Source organism: Polyangiaceae bacterium (genome assembly GCA_020633235.1).
Taxonomy (GTDB): Bacteria; Myxococcota_A; Polyangia; order Polyangiales; family Polyangiaceae; genus JACKEA01.
This window is the reverse complement of the sequence record JACKEA010000005.1, coordinates 299,082-319,141: the sequence shown is the minus strand read 5'-3', so window position 1 is coordinate 319,141 and position 20,060 is coordinate 299,082. Positions and strand designations below refer to the sequence as shown.

The following is a 20,060-nucleotide window of genomic DNA, read 5'->3' as shown; positions in this document are numbered from 1 at the left end:
TCATTTGGAGCGCAGTGATCTCAGCGCGCGCGCCGCTCGCGGTCGCGCCGGGGACCGCGGTCCCCGCGGTCCCGCCCGCCACCGCGGCCGCCCCCGCCACCACGGGACGGCGGCCCAGCTTCGCGGGCCTTCTGGATGCGTTCCCGCGCGCGCTCGCCCTCTTCCCCCTCGGGGAAGGGCAAGAGCTCGCGGCGGGTGAGCCGGGTCTTGCCATCGCGATCCACGCTGATGACCTTGACCTCGATCTCGTCGCCTTCCTTCAGCACGTCCCCGGGATTCTCCACGCGCTCGTGGGCGATCTCCGACACGTGCAACAGGGCCTCGTTGTTCGGGAGGATCTCCACGAAGGCCCCGAAGTCCACGATACGCTTGACGGTGCCCTTGTAGATCGTGCCGACCTCCGGCTCCGCCGTGAGGCCCTTGATGATCTCGAGAGCCTTCTTGACCATGTCCGGATCCGAGCCCGCCACGGCCACGGTGCCGTCGTCGTTCACGTCCACGGAGCAGCCCGTCTGGTCGACGATGCCCTTGATGGTCTTGCCACCGGGGCCGATGATGATGCGGATCTGATCCGGCTTCACCTTGACGGTGGTGATGCGCGGAGCCCAGCGATTGATCTCCGCACGCGCCGCCGGCAACGTTTCGAGCATCTTGCCCAGGATGTGCAAGCGTCCGTCCCGTGCCTGCGACAGCGCACGCTCCAAGATGCTGCGCTCGAGGCCGGCGATCTTGATATCCATCTGAATGGCCGTCACGCCGCGGTCCGTGCCGCACACCTTGAAGTCCATGTCGCCGAGGTGATCCTCGTCGCCCAAGATGTCGCTCAGGATCGCGACCTTGTCGCCCTCGGCAATCAGGCCCATGGCGATGCCCGCCACCGGCTTCTTGAGGGGAACGCCGCAGTCCATCAGCGCCAGGGTGGCGCCGCACACGCTGGCCATCGAGCTCGAGCCGTTCGACTCCAGCGTCTCGCTCACCACGCGAATGGTGTACGGGAACTTCTCGTGGTCCGGGATCATGCGCACCACCGCGCGCTCGGCCAGGGCGCCGTGACCCACCTCGCGGCGACCGGGGCCGCGCATTGGCTTGGTCTCGCCCGTGCAGAAGGGCGGGAAGTTGTAGTGGAGCATGAACTGCTTCCAGCTCTCGCCGATGAGCGCGTCGATTTTCTGCTCGTCGCTGGCGGTGCCCAAAGTGGCCGTGACGATGGCCTGGGTCTCACCACGCTGGAACAGCGCGGAGCCGTGGGTTCGCGGCAACAGGCCCACCTCGCAAGCGATGGGGCGAATCACCGTCTCGGTGCGGCCGTCGATGCGGCGGCGCTCGTCGAGCACCATCTTGCGCACGACGTGATACTTCCGCTCCTCGAACTCGGCCTTGATCAGCTTCTCGAGCTCGCCGAACTTCTCCTCACCGAGCTCCGCGAGCAGCGTGGCGGCCAGCTCCTTCTTGATGGCGCCGTAGCCGTCGTAGCGGGCCTTCTTCTCCTTGACGACGCACGCTTCACGCAGCTTCGCGTCGCACAGCTGGGCCACGCGCTGGGCGATCTTGTCGTCGAGCTTGGTGACGGAGAACTCGCGCTTCGGCTTGCCCACCGCGGACCGGAGCTTCTCGATCAGCCCGATGACCTTCTGACCCTCGCGGTGCGCGAACATCAGCGCATCGATGAGGTCGACCTCGGCGGCTTCGTCCGCGCCGCCCTCCACCATCACGATGGCGTCCTTGCTGACGGCCACCACCAGATCGATGTCGGCCTTCTCGCTCTGGGCGAAGGTCGGGTAAGCGACCAGCTCGCCGTCCACCCGCGCGACGCGGATGCCGGCAATGGGGCCGTCCCAGGGGATGTCGGAAATGCTGAGCGCTGCGCTGGCGCCGGACAGAGCCAACACGTCCGTGGGGTTCGTCTTGTCCGACGACAGCACGGTCGCGATGACCTGGGTGTCCTTCTTGTAGCCCTCGGGGAAGAGCGGCCGGAGCGGCCGGTCCATCAGGCGACTGGAGAGGACTTCGTAGTCCCGGAGCCGGCCTTCTCGCTTGAAAAAGCCTCCGGGGATCTTGCCTGCTGCGTAGGTCTTTTCGACGTACTCACAGGTGAGTGGGAAAAAGTCGAGACCCGGCCGCTCCTCGGTGGAGGTCGCGGTGACGAGAACGACGCTCTCGCCATAAGTCACGAGCACGGCGCCATGCGCCTGCTTCGCGAGCCGTCCGGTCTCGATGGTGAGCTCGGTGCCACCAACGGTGACGGATTCACGTACGAACATGTGTTGTGGCGCCCCCTTCGGACGCTATGCCGCTACGTGCGGCACGACGCCGACCGCGAGACGCCTCACTTCAGCCTCGGTGTTCGCACCGAAGCCGAGGCTGCGGTGCGAAAAGCGAAGTTGAAGCGACGAGACGCTTCGCAATCGGAATTTCAACGAACCAGTCTCGGTCGCTCTCCGCTTACTTGCGGAGGCTCAGCGAGGAGACGATGTTGCGGTAGCGCTCGACGTCGTTCTTCTTGAGATAGTCGAGCAACCGACGGCGCTGACCCACGAGCTTGAGCAGACCACGACGCGAGTGGTGATCCTTCTTGTGAGTCTTGAAGTGCTCGGTGAGGTACTCGATGCGCTGGCTGAGCAGCGCGATCTGGACCTCCGGCGAGCCGGTGTCGGAGTCGTGGAGCCGATGGGTGGTGATGACGCCCTGCTTGGCGCCCGGTGCGAGAGGCATATTCATCCAGTCCTTCTGAAAAGCCGCGCGAGTATACGCGCCGCGCCGACTTGGTCAACCGCCCGTTCGGGGTCGCCGGCCAGCGGGCCAGAAGGCTCAGGCCGGCACCCAATCCGCTGCAGCTTGCGCGAAATCCAGCCCGGAAAGGATTCCGCTCAGCTTGTGACGGTCGTCCAGGATCAGCACGTGGCGGGCTCGGGTTGCCACCGCCTGGGCCGCCGCATGATGCAGCGCCACGCTCTCCCGCACGGTGATCAGGCGAGAGCTCATCACGCGCTCAACGGGGTCGGCGCTGAAGTAGCCCTTGGACTCCAGGGCCTCGTGCTGGGTGAAGAGCCCCACGGGCCAACCCGCCGCGTCCACCACCACCAAGCCCGTCACCTTCGCCTCCCGAAGGCGGTCGACGGCGGCGTCCACCGGGTCGCTGGCGTTCAGCGTTTGCACGGGAGACGTCATCAGCTGCGAAACCCGGGCGCTCACTCGCGAGTCCACCAGCGCGCGCATCACGTCGCGGGTGCTGAGCACGCCGTAGCCGTGCTCGTGGGACGCGACGTACACCCGGTGCACCCCGTGCTCCACGAGCATTCGTGCCGCGTCGCGAACACTGGCGTTCGGCTCCACCGTGACGACTTCCATGTGCGCGGCATCCCGCACGTGCTGCGTCGGCAACCGGAGCTGGAGGGCGCCGTGCTCGGGATCGAGGCTGACCTCGCCCGCTCGCAGCAGGTCCGTACGCGAGATCACCCCGGCCAGATGGTGATCTCCGTCTTGCACCAACAGGCTCGAGACGTGGTGCTGCTCCAGGCGCGTGCGCGCCGTTTCCAGATCGGCGTCCGCCGCGATGGCGAACACCGGGCTCGACATGTAGTGGGAGACCGGCCGGTTCAGCATGGCCGAAGCGTAGCGCGGTTCAGAACCGCGCTTGCATCGCCACGCCGTAGCCCACGAAATCCGGCGAAATGAAGCGGCGGAGGAGCACCGTGCCGCTCGGGTCCAGCTCCAAGCGGGTGGAGTTGTTGTCCCGCCGGTACTGCAGCCAGGTGACGGCGCTCATCATCGGGGACAGGTCCCACTTCAAGCTGGCGCGAGCCTGCAGGATCGGCACCCGCTTTTCTGCCTGAGGCAAGAACGCCAGGTTGCCCTGCTCGCGCACGACGATGGTGCGGGAGGTGTCGTTCCCGGCCGGGTCGAAGCTCTCGCTGCTGAAGGTCGCCGGCATCTGGAGCCCTGCCCCGACGCCCGGCGTCAGCTTGGCGCTCTCGATGAAGTAGTCGGTGGAAACGGCGAAGAACGTCTCGTCCTGGGTCTTGGCGTCGTTCGGGATGGTCTGGAACGGGATGAAGCTGGGCTGGTTCCGGAGCACGAAGGGCAAGTCGCGGTAGATCGCCGAGAAGCTCGTCCGCAGATAGCCGAACTTGACATTGGCCTGCAGCGCCGCGGCCCGCGCGAGCTGAATGTCCGTGGCTCCGGGCTGGTCGAAGTCCTTCAAGTTCTGGTGGAGCTGCGAAGCCTCCGCCGCGATGGACCAGGTCAGCTTGCCGGGCTCGTACTCCTCTGCGCGGAACAGCTCCGCCGGCGCGTTCGGGTCGTTGCGGTACAGGGAGAAGTCCGCGCTCTTCGGGACCGGCATGCCATCGTGAACCACGACCCGGCCAGAGAAACCGAAGGTGTACACGCGCTCGCCGAGCACGTCGGGCTCCTCGAAGCGGCCCTGCTGGAAGTAGCCCGCACCGGCGTCCACTCGCAGGAAATCCGAGAGGTCCACGCCGGCGCCACCCAAGAAACCGTAGTTCGTCTCGGCCACGCGCACGGTGTCCGTGGTCGCTCCCTCCCCGCTCCCGCTCTCGACGATGCGCTGCTGCACCTCGACGATGCTGGCGGTCTTGAAGCCGACGAAACCGTAGTAGCCGTTGCCGTCGTACTGCAGCTTGGCACCCGGCGCGCTGCCCTGCAGCCGCGGGAAGATCGACTGGTTGATGCGGGCGTTCGTGCCGCCCCAGGAGATGTCGTACAGATAGCCCAGGCGGAAGCGATCCGTATCGATGGGATACAGCACCAGCCCGATGCCTTCGGGCGCCTTGGCGTCCCCCGCCGTTCGATAGAACACGCGGAGGTAGGTGCCGGCATCCTCGAACACCGCGTTGACGTTGTTCGACTGGCTGGCGAGATTCGCCATGTTCACGCGCATCACCAGCGCGGCCTCGGTGTCGAGGTTCTTGATGTAGCCGGGGAGCTTCCCGTACAGCACCAGGTGCGACACGTTCTCGCGGCCCGAGAAACGCGAGTTCAGGTTGTCGAAGAACAAGCGGTACTGCGGACGATCTCCCACACTGGCGTTGGGCGACAGGGGGATGGCCTCACCGGTCTTGTGCAGGAAGTCGTCGTCGCCGAAGGTCCAGGTCAGGCGCGTATCGACGAAGTCACTGTGGGCGCGAGTGGTTCCCGGCCCTTCTGCCACGCCCAGCTCCTCGAGCTCCGCTTCTGGGCTGCGAGCCGACGCCGAACCGCTGCGCTGTGCCATGGGCGCGGCTTCGGGAGCCGGGGGCGGAGCCGGCGGCGGCATGGGAGACGGCGGCGCGGCGGCCTCTTCCGGCGCCGGCGTCGGCGCTGGTGCCGGCGCGGGCTCCGGCTCCGTGGGCTCCGGCTCTTCCCCCGCCGGCTGCGCGTGCACCGGCAGCGACACCAGGCCCAGCGCGGCGAGCAGGCTCGCGGCGAGGAAGTCAGTTCGATGCTTCGTTCGGATCATTTTCGGTCCTCGGGAAGACGCACGCGATCTGGGAGCTCACGGGATCCGTGGGGCCCTTCACGCACGCGGGTTGTGACGGGTCGTCACACACCAAGTCGTCCAAGCAGCGGGCTTCGATGGTCCAGTTCAAAGCGCCACCGCTGAAGTTGCGGAGCGTGCCGCTCAAGAAGCGGATCGCCTTGCCGCGCATTTGAACAGGGTTGAATTGGGACACGCTCTGCGTGTTCACCTGAATGCTGCGGTTGTCGCCGAACACCACGCGGTAGTTCCCGCGGGAGGCATAGCCGGTCCACTCCACGCAGTTCGGGTCCGCGCCGCAGGCGTTGGCGCAGGCCGCCTCGTTGCTGCCCGGCGTGTCGAAGTCGATGGCGCCGTTCCCGTCCAGATCGCAGCTCGACTTGTTCTCGGCGAAGCCCCCGATGGCCGGCTCGGGACCGAAGAAGGCACCGACCTTCACGTCCGCCACCCGAACCAAGGCGCTCTCGATCTTCTCCAGCAGCGCGTCGTCCGCCGAGCTGGTGGAATCGATCACGATGGGCTCGGGCACCTGGCACGGGCCGTCTCCCGGGTCGGTCTGCGTTGGGAAGCGCCAGTCGTGCTGCTGAAAGGACGGGAAGCCCAGCTCGGTGAATCCGAAGAACTCGCTGGCCGTGCCCGACAGCTGCGTGATGCGGTCACACACCCGCAGGCCGCCAGGAGCGCTGAAGGTGAAGGCAAAGGCGTGGTTATAGCCGTTCGGGTCGCTGGTATCGGTGACGTAGAAGCCGTCGGCGGAAATGCGCGTGACGATCACGTTCGGGCACGCCGATGGGTCGGCGGCGCAGTCCACTCCAGGCGGGGCCTTGGTGGCGATCTCCACGCCCTCTTGCTCGTAGGGCGTACGGGCGCCGCGGCCCTGCATGTCCCCGAGCCGAGGCAGCGCGTAGCGCACCGGCGCGGACACCCCAGCCGCGTACGTCCCGCCCGACTCGGTGTCGTCGTTGGCGAAGGCGCAGCCCGGATCCTGCGGGTAGTCGATGGTGCCGTCCTTGTCGTTGTCGATGCCGTCGGCACACTCCGGAGGCTTCTCCGGATCCACCGGCACGTAGCCGATGTCCTCCGCCCACAGGGACGTGGGGCCGCGCGCGTTGCGAATCCGCACGTGCTGCCCTACCGCCTGGCCATCGAGCAAGAGAACGTTGCGCCCCGTCGCCCGGTCCCCGGTGACGCTCACCACGGCTCCCGGCGTCGCCGAGATCCGCACGAAGCCCTTGAACGCCGTGTCCGGGTCACCGCTGGGCAACAGCGCGCGCACGCTGAAGTCCAGGTCCACCTCGCCAATGGGAAGCGGGAGCGGCGCGTCGTTCACGCCCGGAAGTGGGTCCCCGTTCGGCAGCGTGACCTCCACATACAGCGCCGCCGTCTGTTCGGGAATGTCTCGCTTCGCCGTGCAGGCGAGAGCGAGGCACGCGCCCGCGAGTGCCCACAGCGGCTTCATCGTCCCACCATCAGCACGCGGCCATCGGCGAAGCTGCCCAGGTTGCGATCGATGCAGGCGAGGAACTTGCACTGCTCTCCACCGAGCTGACAGAAATCGACGCTCGAGGCGCAGCTGGCGATGGCCTTGGCCGACTGCGGGTTCGCGCAGGTTTCTCGGTAGAAGTCCGCCACGTCTTGACGACAGCCGTCGAGCACGCAGCGCCCATTGTCGCCACAGCTTCCCTGAGAGGTGCAGCTGCCGTCGGACGCGGACGTCACGTTCTCCGGGCAAGCGCACACGTAGCCGGTGCCGAGCGCGGAGCAATCACTGTCCACTCCGCAAGGCCGGAGCCCGTCTTTGGTCTTGTTCTCCGCGCGCCAGCCGCAGGGCTTGCCGCCCCGCACCCAGTCGATGAGGGCGTCACGCTGTTGGATCTTGGTATCCAGCTGGGTAGTGTTCTTCTTCAACACCACGAAGCCGGAACCGCCGCCCGCCAGGTAGGTGCTGGTCGCCAGCTCGTAGGAGCCGGTCGGCTCGATCTCCACCAGGCAGCGCCCGCGGCCCTGGGGATCCTGAATGCCGGTGTCGCAGGAGTTGAGCTGCCCGCCACAGTCGTCGTCCGTCTGGCAGGGCTTCTGATTGGAGCCGATGTAGATGTGCTCCGCGCATGCGTTGACCACGCAGAAGCCGGCGTTGCACTCGTTGCTGGGGCAGTCGTCGTTCTTGTTGCAGGCCTTGGGCTTCGCGTTCTCGCAGCCCTTGCAGTTCAGCACCACGCGGGCGCCGGCGATCTGCACCTGCGTCGCGCAACCGCGGCCGGCGGAGCGCCGTGCCACGAAGTCGAACATGTCCTGCAGCTCGACGCCGGACAGCTGCATCTTGGTGATGGAGTTGTCGAAGGGGAAGATGTTGAACATCTGCTCGACGGTCACCGGCCCCGGCACCATGTCCGCGCGAATGCCGGTGGTGTTGGTCAGGGAGAAGTCGGTCTCGATACCAAGCCGGCGCCACATCGCCGAGGCGATCAGGTTGCCCAGGGGCGAGTCCCCACCGCCGGTGCCGAAGCGCCGCGATCCATCCGGCGCGTAGCCGACCAAGAGGTCCAGATCCACGAGCAGGTCCAGCCCCTGCCGGTACGGCTCCATCAGCTCCGCCACCGCCCGGTCCTGGGGCGTGTCGGCCGTGACGGGGAACAGCGTGTACTGATGACCGACGACCTCGAAGCCGTTGACCGGATCGTAGGGCCACGGAATGTCCGAAGGCTGGTCCGACACGATCAGATCCAGTCGACCCACGTACTTCGCGAAGGCACCGGAATGTGCGAGCAGCACCGTGCGTGGCTCGCAGTAGCGCCGCACCCCCGGCTTGCCGTCGGCGTCCCGGAGCTCGATGTAATGCCGCCCCTGGGAGTCCACGTGAGCGCAGTCTTCCAAGGTCTTTGGTGGCTGCAGCACGATGTGGTTGTGACCACCCAGCACGACGTCGATGCCGGTGGTGTTCTGGATCATCTCTTCGTCGCCACCGAGACCCAAGTGGGTGACGATCACGACCACGTCCACCAGCGGCCGCAGCAGATCGATGTAGGCCTGCGCCACGTCGATGGTCTCGAGGGGGGTCACGCCCAGGCGGCTCGGTCGTTCGTACAGCGAGCTCAGGCTGGACAGATTGCCCATGCCGATCACCCCCACCTTCAACCCGCGCAGGTTGAAAGTGGTGAACGGGTGCAGCACGTTCTCGAGGTGGGGGCTCGCCTCGTCGTGGGAGTCCTCGAACAGGTAGTTCGCCGCCAGCACGGGGAACGTCGCCCACTTCTGGTACTGGGTCCGCGCGTTGAGCGCGCCCTTGTCGAACTCGTGGTTGGCGATGACCTGCGCGTCGGTGCCCATCATGGACAGCGCGCGCACCTCGGCTTCGCCGTTGAAGTAGTTGAACACCGGCGCGCCCTGGAAGCAGTCGCCGCCGTCGATGTGCAGCGCGCGATCGGCCTTCGCGCGCTCCCGCCCGACGATGTAGGCGATGCGAGAGACCCCACCCACGGTCACGACGGATCCCGCCGCCCCCAGCCCGAGAGAAGCATCGGACTGCGTGATCTGCAGGGCGTAGGGGAACAGTCGGGAGTGGATGTCCGAGGTGTGGATCAGGGTCAGCTTGGTCTGACCATGGATCTTCGGACCCTCGGGGTTCTCGGGGCAGCCGGCGAGAGACAGCGCGCTCAACACCGCGAGCGCAAACACCGCGACCAGTCGCCAGCTCATGGAGCCCACGCCATTACCAAGAGCCGGCGCTGCCGCCAAGTGACGGTTCCGTTTCGTCTGGATTCGCTGTCATCCGTCAGGCCTTTTTCCGGGGTTTGTTGGTCCGGCGCGAGCCCCGTCGTGGCCGGCGCTCCGCGACGGGGCTCGCGCCGAACCGACAAGAAAACGAAGCTGGGCGGCCTCACTCGTCGTCGAGGAGGTCCGCGAGGCGATAGCCGAAGGCTCGGGTGACGGTGTCCTCGACCTCAGCGGCAGTGGCGAGCTCCATGACCTTGGCGGCGACCTCGTTGGTCTCGGCGCAGGTCACGCGGCCGATGCTGGCCTTGACCTTGGGGATGGCCGCAGCCTCCATGCTGAGCACCCGCAGGCCCATGCCCACCAGCAGCACAGCGGCCAGCGGGTCGCTGGCCATGGCGCCACACACGATCACCGGTCGCTCGTGGGTCGTGCCCGCCTGCACCACGCCTCGAATGAGCCGCAGGATCGCCGGGTCGAAGGGCGTGGCCAGGTACGCCAGCTCGCGACTGGTGCGATCCACCGCCAACGCGTACTGCACCAGATCGTTGGTGCCGATGCTCATGAACTCGACCTCGCGAGCGAGCTGGTCGGCCATGATGGCGGCGCTCGGCACCTCCACCATCACGCCCAAGGGCACGTGCTTGGCCCGCCCGAGGCCGGCAGCGTCCACGTCCGCGACGACCTCGTCGAACAGCCGCCGCACGGCGCGAAACTCCGCCAGCGACGAGATCATCGGCACCATGATGCGCAGATCCCCGTGGGCGGACGCGCGGATCATCGCGCGCAGCTGAGTGCGGAAGATCTCCGGACGCGCCAGCCCCAGGCGCACGGCGCGCAGACCCAACGCGGGATTCATGTCCGCCGGCACCTGGAAGGCGCTCACGAACTTGTCGCCGCCGATATCGAAGGTGCGCAGCGTGACCGGCCGCGGAGACATGGCCTCGAGCACTCGCCGATAGGTGTCGTACTGCTCGTCCTCGCTAGGGGGCTCGGCGCGATCCACGTACAAAAACTCGGTGCGATAGAGGCCGATGCCCCGCGCGCCTTGCTCTGCGGCGATGTCGGCTTCTGCCGGCAGCTCGATGTTGGCCTTGAGCTCCACCGACACGCCGCACAGCGTGGTCGCGGGCTGATTCCGCGACTGGCGCAGACCGCGTGCGATGACGCGCTGCCGCTCGGCGCGCGCCACGGCCTTCGTCACCATCGCGTCCGAGGGCGAGACGATGACCTGACCGCGCACGCCGTCGACCACCAAGAGGTCCCCGCTGCCCACCAACGAGAGCACGTCGCGAACGCCCACCACCGCCGGAATTTCCAGCGCCCGCGCCAAGATGGAGGTGTGGCTCGTGCGCGTGCCGACCTCGGTGACCATGGCCTGGACCCGGCTGCGGTCGAGGGTGGCCGTCTCCGCGGGGGACAGATCGTGGGCCACGATGATGGACGGCTCGTGCAGATCCGGGATCGACATCATGCGCTGTCGCCCGGAGAGCGCCTTCAGGATGCGATCGCCGACGAACTCGAAGTCGTGGCTGCGCTCCGCCAGATACGGATCCCGCCCGCTGCGGAGCTGCTCCGCCATTTCCTGGACGCTGAGCTCGAGGGCCCACTCCGCGCACTGCTGGTCGATGCGAATGCGGCGCTCCACCTCCTGCCGCAGGCTCTCGTCCTCCACCATCAGCACGTAGGCTTCCAGGATGGAGGACTCGGCGCGGGCAGCGCTCTTGCGCACGCGGTCGGCGACCTCACGGAGCGACTGCGCCGCGGTGCTGACGGCGGCGTCGAAACGATCGAGCTCGACGTCCCCGAGGTGCTTGCCGATGTGACGGCGCACCACGCCCGGCCGCCGCGTGTCCACCACCACGGCGCGCCCGATGGCCAGGCCCGGCGACCCGCCGATACCCTCCAGCGTGGCGGGGGGCCGCGGCTCGGAGCCGGGCAGCGCGGAGCTCGGCGGATCCGCCATCACTCCGGCTCTCCGAAGCGCCCATCGATGAGCTCACCGATGCGGTCGACGGCCTCTTGGGCTTCGGCGCCTTCGGCCAGCACGTCGAGCAGCGAGCCCTGGGAGCCGCACAAGAGCAGCACCCCCATCACGCTCTTGGCGTTGGCCATCTGCCCGTCGCGCCCGACGGTGATCTCGCAGGGGAACTTGCACGCGAGCTGCACCAGCTTCGTCGCGGCGCGAGCATGCAGCCCGAGCTTGTTCTTCACCTCGAAAGTCCCCTTGGCCGTCGTCACCCGCGGTCCCCTCGCCCTCGCTCCTGGTCGCTCGGACGCTCCAGGTTAACCCGTTCCACGTCGCGGTGCACCACGTCGATGGGCAGCCCGAGGTGCGCTCTGAGCTCGGCGGCGAGGTGCTCCGCCAGCACCACCGAGCGATGCCGGCCGCCGGTGCAGCCCACCCCCACCGTGACGTAGCTCTTCCCCTCCCGCTCGAAGCGCGGCAAGCAGAACTCGAGCAACGAAACCGCGCGCTGCATCAGCTCTCGCGTGTCTTCGTCCCCCAGCACGAACTCGCGCACCGGAGCGTCCAGCCCCGACAGCGGCCGCAGCGCGTCCACGAAGTGCGGGTTCTTCAGGAAGCGAACGTCGAGCAGCAGATCGGCGTCCACCGGCGCTCCGTACTTGAAGCCGAAGGAGACCATGCGGGTGCGCACCCGCGGCACGCCCCCCACCCCGGGTCCGAAGGCTTCCAAGATGGTGCGGCGGAGGTCGTGGACGGAGAGCCGCGTGGTGTCCACCACGCGCGTGGCCCGCGCGCGGAGAGGAGCGAGCTTCTCGCGCTCGATGCGAACGCCGTCCAGCACCGCGTTCGCGGCCTGGGCGCCACCGGGCTCCGTCACCGTGCTGAGCGGGTGCGGCCGGCGAGTGCTCGAGAAGCGCCGCAGCAGGCTCTCGTCGGAGGCGTCCAAGAACAACACGCCAATGTCCACCGCGCGATCGTGCAGTGCGTCGATCACCCCGCCGATGGCGTCCAAGAAGCTCCGCACTCGCACGTCGATGCCCAGGGCGATACGCCGCGCACCGGCCTGCTCCAAGCTCTCCAGAGTGCCCGTGACCACCGGCGGCGGAAGGTTGTCCACGCAGAAGAAGCCCAGGTCCTCCAATGCGTGGAGCGCCGTCGACTTCCCTGCGCCGGACAAGCCCGTGACCACCAGCAGAGACGTGCTCAACGCCGCCTCCAGGGCGTGCCCACGGGTGGTGGCGCCGAGCTCTCGGTGACCGCCGGCGTTCGGGGCAACGCCGAGGTCGCCGCGCGCCGCGGGTCGTTCACTGCCGCCAAGGTGCCGCTCGGGTTGCGGCGCTCGCCGCTGCCGGTGACGGACTCGATGCGCTCCACGAACTCCCGCGCCGGATGGTGCCCGGCCTGCCGCAGGAGCTCCGCGCGCCCGGCGATCTCGATGATGGAGCTCATGTTGCGACCGGGCCGCACCGGCAACACCACCTCGCGGATGGGCACTCCCAGGATCTCCCGGTGGTGCTCCTCGAGACCCATGCGGTCGTAGTTCGCGTCGCCCCGCCACAGCTCGAGCTGGACGATGAGATCGATGCGCTTGCGCTCGCGCACCGCCGTCACGCCGTACAGATCCTTGATGTTCAGGATGCCGAGCCCCCGTACCTCGATGTGATGCCGGAGCAGCGCCGCCGGCTCGCCGAAGATCATCCCCGGCGGCTTGTAGTCGCACTCGATGACGTCGTCCGCCACCAGCCGGTGCCCCCGCATCACGAGCTCCAGGGCGCACTCGCTCTTGCCGATGCCGCTCTTGCCCAACAGCAGCACACCGACCTCGAAGACGTCGACCAGCACGCCGTGGACTCGCGCCCGGGGCGCCAGTCGTTCGTCGAGCAGCGTGTGGATCGCCGTGATCGCCGAGGAAGAACGCTCCGCGCACACCACCACCGGCGTCTTGGTGCGCTCTGCTTCCTCGGCGAAGGGCGCCGGCGGGTCCACGCCGCGGGTGACGATCACGCAGGACAGCCCCAGGGAAAAGAAGCTCTTCGCCGCCCGCTCCTGTTCGTCCCGGCTCAGGCTCTCGGCATAGGAGAGCTCCGTCTCGCCCAGGATCTGGATGCGGGACGACACGATGCCGTGCATGTGGCCGACCAACGCCAACCCGGACTTCTGGATGCGCGGATGCGCGATCTCGCGATCGAGCCCCGACGCCCCGGCCACCAGCCTCACGTTGAGGCCCAGGTCCGGGTCGTCGAGCATCGCCCGTACGGTGACGGTGCGCGCCTCGCTCGCCGGAGGATCGTAGACGGTCATCTCAACCGAGGGACGCGTCGTGCGCCACGATGAGCTGGTAGGCCTCCTCGGAGCCCGACGAGTGAACGAGCTTGTCCCGGGTCTCGGCGTCGCGCAGCAGGCGCGAGATGCGTGCCAGGGTGCGCAGGTGCTCACCCGTGGCCCGCTTGGGCCCGACGACGCCGAACACGATGGTGCACTTCTGACCATCGATCGCATCGAAGGGGACCCCGTGCGGGCACAGGAGCAACGCGCCCGCCTGCGCCGACGCGGTGTCGACGGAGGTGTGGGGAATGGCTACGCCATCACCGATGCCCGTGCTCTGCAGTCGCTCTCGCTCCGACAGGAGCTTCTCCAGCACTTCCTTGGAGGCGCCCACGGCGGGCGCCACCAGGTGCGAGAGCAGGCGAATGGCATCGATCTTCTCCTGAACGAAGCCCCCATCGGAGTCGACCACGATGCGCTCGGCGCTCACGATGTCCGATAGACGCATGATGACCTCCCGACGAATGGGTTCTGAAGCTAGGGCGCGCATCAGCGAGCCTTCGCTTGGGCTCCCCGCACGGTCGTCTTCGCCTTGGATGCCTTCTTCTTGGCCTTCTTGGCGGAGGCTCCCGTGGACAAGCGAGCCACCGTGCTGCCGGGAACGCTGGGCAGCTTGCCCCCTCGGACGGATTCACCGGAGCGGCGCTTCTTGCTCTGGGCCGAGCCCTTCTCGCCGCGGATCTGCCGCTCCAGTTTGTTGATCACTCGATCGATGGACGCATACATGTCGTCCGAAGATTCCTTGGCTTCCAGGTGCGAGCCGCCGCTCGAGATGCGCGTCTCCGCCACGTGCTTCAGCTTGTCCAGAGACAGCGTCACCTTCGCTGTCATGGGCTGGCGCAAGAACTTCTGCAGCTTGGCGACTTTGTCACGGGCGTACGACTTGATGGCTTCACTGGCATCCATCTGCCGGAAGGTGATGCTGATGTTCACGGGGTCCTCCTGGGCGGGACGAGTTCGTGTCGGCCGGTCCCATCACCGGCGCACGGACGAAAGGATCGAGCTCGTGAGAGCGACCTCACGATCAAAACAGTCGCTTGCGTTTGGACGAAGCTAGGATTCCGAGCATTTCGCGGTACTTGGCCACCGTTCGCCGAGCGATCTTGATGCCCTCGGTCTTCTCGAGCAGCTCCACGATGGCCTGATCACTGAGGGGATTCGCCTTGTCCTCGTCCTCGATGATCTTCTTGATGGCTTGTTTCACGCTCTCGCTGGCGATGTCTTCCTCGCCGACCCGACGAATGCTGGAGTTGAAGAAGTACTTCAGCTCGAACAGGCCCTGCGGAGTGTGCATGTACTTGTTCGTGGTCACGCGCGAGATGGTGGATTCGTGCATGCCCACGGCTTCGGCGACGTCCCGCAAGATCATCGGCTTGAGGAACGCCACGCCCTTCTCGAAGAAATCGCGCTGCTTCTCCACGATGCATTCCGCAACGCGGATGATGGTCTTGCGTCGCTGCTCGATGGCGCGAATCAGCCACTGAGCGTTGCGTAGCTTCTCGCCGATGAACTCCTTTGCGGTGGGGTCCTGCATCAAGCGCTTGGTCAGCGCTTCGTTGATGAACAGGCGCTGGATGCCGCGATCGTTATCGAGCACGACGAACTCTTCGGCGTCCTTGATCACGTAGACGTCCGGCGTGATGCCGATGGTGCGGTCGTCCGTGTCGGTGAAGTTCCGGGCCGGGCGGCTCTCGAGCTTCTGGATCTCCTTGGCGGCCTCGTACACCTCTTCGATCGGGATCTTCATGTCCCGAGCGATGGCCTGGTAGTTGTGCTTCTCCAGATGGTGCAGGTGGTTCTCGATGATCTCGGTCTCCACCTCGTCGTAGCCGTAGGCCTTTGCCTGAATCATCAGGCACTCCCGGAGGTCCCGAGCGGCAACGCCGATGGGGTCGAAATTCTGCATCATTTCCAGGACCAGGGGCGAATCGTCGGGGTGTAGCCCGGCTTCTTCGCCCAGGTCGAAGATGGTCAGATCCGGAGTGCGGGTGCCGTCCGTTCGCTCCACGCCCTTGAGATCCAAGTAGCCCTTCTCGTCCAGGTTGCCGATGACCAGCTCGGCGAAGCGCCGCTCCACGTCCGTGAAGTCGCTCATCTGCAGCTGCCACAGCATGTGGTCCTGCAGACTGCGCGGCTTGGTCAGGTTCTGCTCGATCGGCGGCAGCTCCTCGAAGCCCCCTCGATTGGAAGGCAGGGGCTGCTGCATGGTGCGGTTTTCCAGGAACTTCTCCCAGTCCACCTCGCGAGCTGCCTTCTCGCTGTCGCGAACCTCCGCCGTGACCTCTTCGCGAGGGAAGTCGCGTTCCTCCGCGGTGTGCGCCGTGCGCTCCTCGCGGGGCCGCATGTCCGGCTCGTCCTCGCTGAGCACGGGGTTGTTGTCGAGCTCCTTGCGGACCTCGTCGATCAGCTCCAGACGCGAAAGCTGCAACAGCCGAATCGCCTGCTGCAGCTGCGGGGTCATGACGAGCTGCTGGGACAGACGCAGTTGCTGCTTGATTTCCATGGGTTTTCCGGGTGTGTCGGTGGCTGCCGAGGCAGCTCGGGGTCAGTCTACCACCGCGCCAGCAAGAAGTGAGCCCACCAGTTTTTGCGAGGTTCGTGGCAGCCTGGTCGTTTTTCTAGCGTAGGCCGCCGGCCGGCCCAGCAAAACCCCCTACCCCAGGTAGCGCTTCCGCACCTCGGGATGATCGAGAAAGGTCTCCGGCTCCGCGCTCAGCTCGATGCGCCCGTCGAGCAGCAGACAGGCGGCGTCGCACAGCGCGAGGGCGTCGTGGACGCGATGGTCCGCGAGCAGCACCGCCATGCCCTCGCTGGCAGCCTGACGAAGGATGCGGCCGACGCGATGGATGCCCGTCGGATCCACCCCCGTGAGGGGCTCGTCACAGAGCAGCACCTTGGGCTTGGCGACCAGCGCCCGGAGCAGCTCGAGCCGGCGCCGCTCGCCGCCGCTGAGCTCCCCCGCGCGCACCTCGAGGCGACCTTCCAGCTCGACGAGCGCCGCGCGCTCCTCCGGCGCCATCGGCTCCACCCCCGCGGCGTGCTCGAAGGCGCGCAAGTTGTCGCGCACCGACAGGTCCGTCAGCACGCTGGGCGTTTGCGGGACGTAGCCGAGCCCACGCCGCGCGCGCACCCACAGCGGCTTGTCGCTCACGTCCTGCCCCGCAAGCTCCACCCGCCCCGAGTCCGCCGCGAGCTCACCCGACAGCACGCGAAACAGCGTCGTCTTCCCTGCTCCACTCGGTCCCAGCAGACCGAGGACGCTGCCCGCTTCCACCGCCACGTCCACGCCCCGCAGCACTGGATGCCCGCCGAGTCGCACGTAGACGCCCTGTGCTTCCAGCATCGCCACGCCACCGATCTACACCGCCCGAGGCCGCTCGGGCTACCGACCTACCCCGAGATCTACATCTGGGGGTTTTCACGGCGCGATGCCCGTCGCGGAGTGCCGGTACGGAGCCTTGCCGGCCGTGCGCGACGGGGCTCGCGCCGCAGCGACACCCTCATGAGAACGTCTCACGAACGCGAGTCAGCGTTTCGGAGCGACGGGAATGGAGCCCTTCACCTGGTGCAGCGTGACCTTGCGCGTCGTCAGATCGATGCTCGCGCGATCCGCTTCCACCCAACCCTTGCCGCGCATGAGCCGCACGCCACCGCGCAAGGTGACCTCGCGCTTCTTCACATCCACGCTCACGCTGCTGGCGGTGGCTTCGATGCCCTTGAGGGTGGCGCGTACGCCACCGGAGCCTTTGGCCCACTGCACCATGGGCGCTTGGTCGTAGCGGATCTCCACCTTGGGGCAGGACACTTCCAGATCCCCGAGCGTGGCGGTGACGTGCCCAGTGAGCAGCGCCGTGCCCTTGGCCACGTCGACGTCGAGCTGATCCGCCTTCACGTCGAGGCTCTCGCCCTCGATCACGCCCAGGGGATCGGCCTGCGCGGGGCTGCCGCCCACGGCCAGGGACGACAGCGCCACCGCCACCGTCGCGACGGCGACGAAGAGCGTGCGCTGGAGAGGCCGGGGAGCGAATTTCACCTATCAGATCCTAGCACTAGGTTGGACGCCCGTCGGCCTGGAGGCATTCAGACGCAGGGCTTTGCCCAGGGCGCGAGCCCGATGAAGGAACGGCGGCGTGGCGATCACGACCTCCGCTCCGGCCGCAGCTTCGGCGGCGCCGGCGATCTCGTCCACCATGATGTCGATCAACGTTTCCGTGGCGCTCGCGCTTTCAGTCCCCGGGTGTTGCAACACGGGTGAAATCGCGGCGACCAGCGCCGAGACCACGGGCGCGAGGCGTGTCTCGACGCGGCGGCGCGCGCCGGCGTCGGACAGCTCGAGCAGCTCGATGGCCCGCGCGGCGATGGGCGTACCCAGGAGATTGCGCGCGCGTTGACTGACGAAGCGGCGGGCCGAGCGCTCGCCCTCGGTGCCATGCACGGGGCTGACGTCTTCAGCGAGGGTCTTCAGGGCCGCCTCGAGCACGGCTTCGAGCTCGGCGGCGACCCGCGCTCGGTCGGAGCGCACGCGAGCCGCGGCGTCCGCCAGAGCGCGACTCTGCTCGGCATGGCGCTCGCGCTCGACGCGGGCGCGCTCCACGTGCTCTTCGGCTTCGGCGGCGAGGCGCGCCGAGAGCCGCGCGGCGCGCCCGCGCAGTACGCGCTCGCGAAGCGGCGCTTCGCGTTCGACGAGCACCGCGTCCACCAGCGCTTCCACCTCGTGCCAGTGGGACCCTTCGAGGGCGGCGGCGTCTCCCGCGCGTCCTTGCAGGGCGAGCCGCGCGGACAGCGCGCAGGGCGGATGCTCGAGGGCGAGCCCGGCGCCGTCGAGACCGGCGCGCACGTGCGCGAGGGCGGCCTCGACGTCGGCATCGCTCGCGAGTCGATCGCGCTTGTTGAGCAGCACCAGGAGCGGAACGCCGAGCGCGGCGATCTCGTCGAGCCGCAGCCGCTCGCTGTCCTTGAGCGGCTGCGCCGCGTCCAGCAGCCACACGGCCACGTGCGCCTCTTGAAAGGCGGCGCGGGCGGTCTCGGCGTGGGCCGCCTCGGGGGCATTGAAGCCCGGCGTGTCGATCAGCTCCACGCGCTTCAGCAGCTCGAGGGGCGCGAAGATGGTCACGCGCAGCACCGACTCCGGCTCCAGCGTCTTCAGCGTGTCGCCCAGGGCGGCGTGCGGCACCATCCGATCCGGAGCGTCGTGGCGTTCGATGCGGGCGAAGCGATCCGGCGCCCAGGCCAACCGATTGAGCGTGGCGGTGGTGGGGAGAATGCCAACGGGCGCCACCTGCTCCCCCAACAGGGCGTTGATGAAGCTCGACTTGCCCGCGTTGAACTCGCCCACGATCGCCACCCGCAGGGGCCGCTCCAGATCGACGGCGATGGCCTCCAGATCGAAGAAGGTATCGAGAGCACCGAGGGCGCGGGCGACGCCGCCCAGCTCCTCGAGCAGCGAGCGCCACTCCGCCGCGGCGTCTTCGGGGAGCCAGCGGCAGTAGAGCTCGGTGCGCAGAGCGTCTGCCCAGTCGCCGTCGGCGGCGTCCAGCTCTGAAAGCGCAGCGCTGACGTCCGGCTCGCGGAGCGCGCGGGCCAGCGCGACGGCAGCCACGGGCAGCTCCACACCTTGCTGCTGGGCGAGCTCCACCGCCCGCGCCAGAGCGGCGCCGTCCCTCAGCTCGACGGCGCGGAGCGCGAAACGGACGACGACGCTGGGATCCTTGTCGGCGCCCTCCGCCAAGGCTGCCAACGCGGCTTCCGGGCGCCCCTCGGCGCTGGCAAAGGCGGCGCGCCACTCGGGGCTCGTGGCGCGGCCGAGATCCTCGGCGAGAGCGCGGAAGCGCGCGACGCAGTCGGCGTCGCGACAGCCGGCGATGAAGTCCAGCGCGGGAGCCTCGGCGCCCGGCGCTTCGAGCAACAGCACGCGGCGAAACGCGGCCTCGGCGCCTTCGGGATCGACGTCCGCCAACAGCCGGGCCCGGAGCAGCCAGGCGCGTCCGTCCATGGCGCCGGGCAACCCCAGGCGCTTGGCGGCTTGGCGGGCGCCGCCCGCGTCGCCCGCGTCCAACCGTGCCTCGGCCCGACGCAGGGCGGCGTCCGGTCCCTGGCGCGCGACGATGCCGAGTTGGTCGAGCCAGCGCTCGGCGCGCGCCGGATCGCCGTGAGCGAGATCGCGGTCCGCGAGCAACAGCCGAGCGCGATCCGCAGCGTCCGGCGGCTCCTCGGCGCGGGCTGCGCGCTCGAGGGACGCGCGGGGGTCGCGACCCGAGCGGCGCTCGGCTTCCGCCAGGCGCAGCCAGACGTCGGCGCGGAACGGCAACAGCTCCGCGAGGGCCGACAGCGCCTCCACCACCTCGGCGTCGAGCAGCATGGCCTCGGCCGCGTCGGCCCAGAGCATCAGGCCCACGCGCGAGTGCGGCATCTCGTCGAGGATGGCGCGGGCGCGATCCCGCGCTTCCCACGGTCGATCGAGGGCAAGGGCCTCCACCGCTTCTTGACGCTCGCCCTCGGCGCCACGGGCCAAGAGCTCGACCCGCGCGAGCCAGTCGCCGAGTTGGTCCGAGAGCCGCGCCATGAGCGGACCGTACCACC

16 protein-coding genes are annotated in these 20,060 nt (G+C 68.1%); all 16 read right to left on the bottom strand.

Going from position 1 to position 20,060, the window contains the following annotated elements; all coding sequences use genetic code 11:
• Nucleotides 1-20: 20 nt before the first annotated feature.
• Nucleotides 21-2,261, bottom strand: a complete 2,241-nt coding sequence (gene pnp, locus H6717_27270) for a polyribonucleotide nucleotidyltransferase (GenBank protein ID MCB9580760.1) — start codon at nucleotides 2,259-2,261, stop codon at nucleotides 21-23.
• A gap of 181 nt (nucleotides 2,262-2,442) precedes the next feature.
• Nucleotides 2,443-2,712 (bottom strand): 30S ribosomal protein S15, encoded by a 270-nt coding sequence (rpsO, locus tag H6717_27265; GenBank protein ID MCB9580759.1) that lies wholly within the window; start codon nucleotides 2,710-2,712, stop codon nucleotides 2,443-2,445.
• 96 nt (nucleotides 2,713-2,808) lie between these two features.
• Nucleotides 2,809-3,603 (bottom strand): CBS domain-containing protein, encoded by a 795-nt coding sequence (locus H6717_27260; GenBank protein MCB9580758.1) that lies wholly within the window; start codon nucleotides 3,601-3,603, stop codon nucleotides 2,809-2,811.
• Nucleotides 3,604-3,622: 19 nt separating this feature from the next.
• A complete protein-coding gene (locus H6717_27255; protein ID MCB9580757.1) occupies nucleotides 3,623-5,458 on the bottom strand; it encodes a hypothetical protein in 1,836 nt (611 codons plus the stop codon).
• On the bottom strand, nucleotides 5,433-6,935 hold the full coding sequence (locus H6717_27250) for a hypothetical protein (GenBank protein ID MCB9580756.1): 1,503 nt from the start codon (nucleotides 6,933-6,935) through the stop codon (nucleotides 5,433-5,435). The genes H6717_27255 and H6717_27250 overlap by 26 nt, the downstream gene beginning before the upstream one ends.
• The gene (locus H6717_27245; GenBank protein MCB9580755.1) at nucleotides 6,932-9,172 is read right to left on the bottom strand and encodes a bifunctional metallophosphatase/5'-nucleotidase; all 2,241 of its coding nucleotides are present in this window, start codon (nucleotides 9,170-9,172) and stop codon (nucleotides 6,932-6,934) included. Before H6717_27245 ends, H6717_27250 begins: the two co-directional genes overlap by 4 nt.
• Nucleotides 9,173-9,353: 181 nt before the next feature.
• Complete coding sequence (gene ptsP / locus H6717_27240; protein ID MCB9580754.1) at nucleotides 9,354-11,153, bottom strand: phosphoenolpyruvate--protein phosphotransferase; 1,800 nt, start codon at nucleotides 11,151-11,153, stop codon at nucleotides 9,354-9,356.
• On the bottom strand, nucleotides 11,153-11,428 hold the full coding sequence (locus H6717_27235) for an HPr family phosphocarrier protein (GenBank protein ID MCB9580753.1): 276 nt from the start codon (nucleotides 11,426-11,428) through the stop codon (nucleotides 11,153-11,155). The genes ptsP and H6717_27235 overlap by 1 nt, the downstream gene beginning before the upstream one ends.
• Nucleotides 11,425-12,375, bottom strand: coding sequence for an RNase adapter RapZ (gene rapZ / locus H6717_27230; GenBank protein ID MCB9580752.1), 951 nt, complete (start codon nucleotides 12,373-12,375; stop codon nucleotides 11,425-11,427). Before rapZ ends, H6717_27235 begins: the two co-directional genes overlap by 4 nt.
• Complete coding sequence (gene hprK, locus H6717_27225; protein MCB9580751.1) at nucleotides 12,360-13,457, bottom strand: HPr(Ser) kinase/phosphatase; 1,098 nt, start codon at nucleotides 13,455-13,457, stop codon at nucleotides 12,360-12,362. Before hprK ends, rapZ begins: the two co-directional genes overlap by 16 nt.
• Before the next feature lies 1 nt (nucleotide 13,458).
• Nucleotides 13,459-13,929 carry a PTS sugar transporter subunit IIA gene (locus tag H6717_27220; GenBank protein ID MCB9580750.1) on the bottom strand — a complete coding sequence of 157 codons (471 nt, stop codon included), beginning with the start codon at nucleotides 13,927-13,929 and terminating at the stop codon, nucleotides 13,459-13,461.
• Nucleotides 13,930-13,970: 41 nt separating this feature from the next.
• A complete protein-coding gene (raiA, locus tag H6717_27215) occupies nucleotides 13,971-14,414 on the bottom strand; it encodes a ribosome-associated translation inhibitor RaiA (GenBank protein ID MCB9580749.1) in 444 nt (147 codons plus the stop codon).
• Nucleotides 14,415-14,505: 91 nt separating this feature from the next.
• Nucleotides 14,506-15,984: an RNA polymerase factor sigma-54 gene (gene rpoN / locus H6717_27210; GenBank protein MCB9580748.1), complete on the bottom strand. Its 1,479-nt coding sequence runs from the start codon at nucleotides 15,982-15,984 to the stop codon at nucleotides 14,506-14,508.
• 150 nt (nucleotides 15,985-16,134) lie between these two features.
• Nucleotides 16,135-16,830: an ATP-binding cassette domain-containing protein gene (locus tag H6717_27205; protein ID MCB9580747.1), complete on the bottom strand. Its 696-nt coding sequence runs from the start codon at nucleotides 16,828-16,830 to the stop codon at nucleotides 16,135-16,137.
• Between the two features lie 177 nt (nucleotides 16,831-17,007).
• A complete protein-coding gene (locus H6717_27200; GenBank protein MCB9580746.1) occupies nucleotides 17,008-17,514 on the bottom strand; it encodes a hypothetical protein in 507 nt (168 codons plus the stop codon).
• Nucleotides 17,515-17,517: 3 nt separating this feature from the next.
• Complete coding sequence (locus H6717_27195; protein MCB9580745.1) at nucleotides 17,518-20,043, bottom strand: dynamin family protein; 2,526 nt, start codon at nucleotides 20,041-20,043, stop codon at nucleotides 17,518-17,520.
• Between the last annotated feature and the right edge of the window lie 17 nt (nucleotides 20,044-20,060).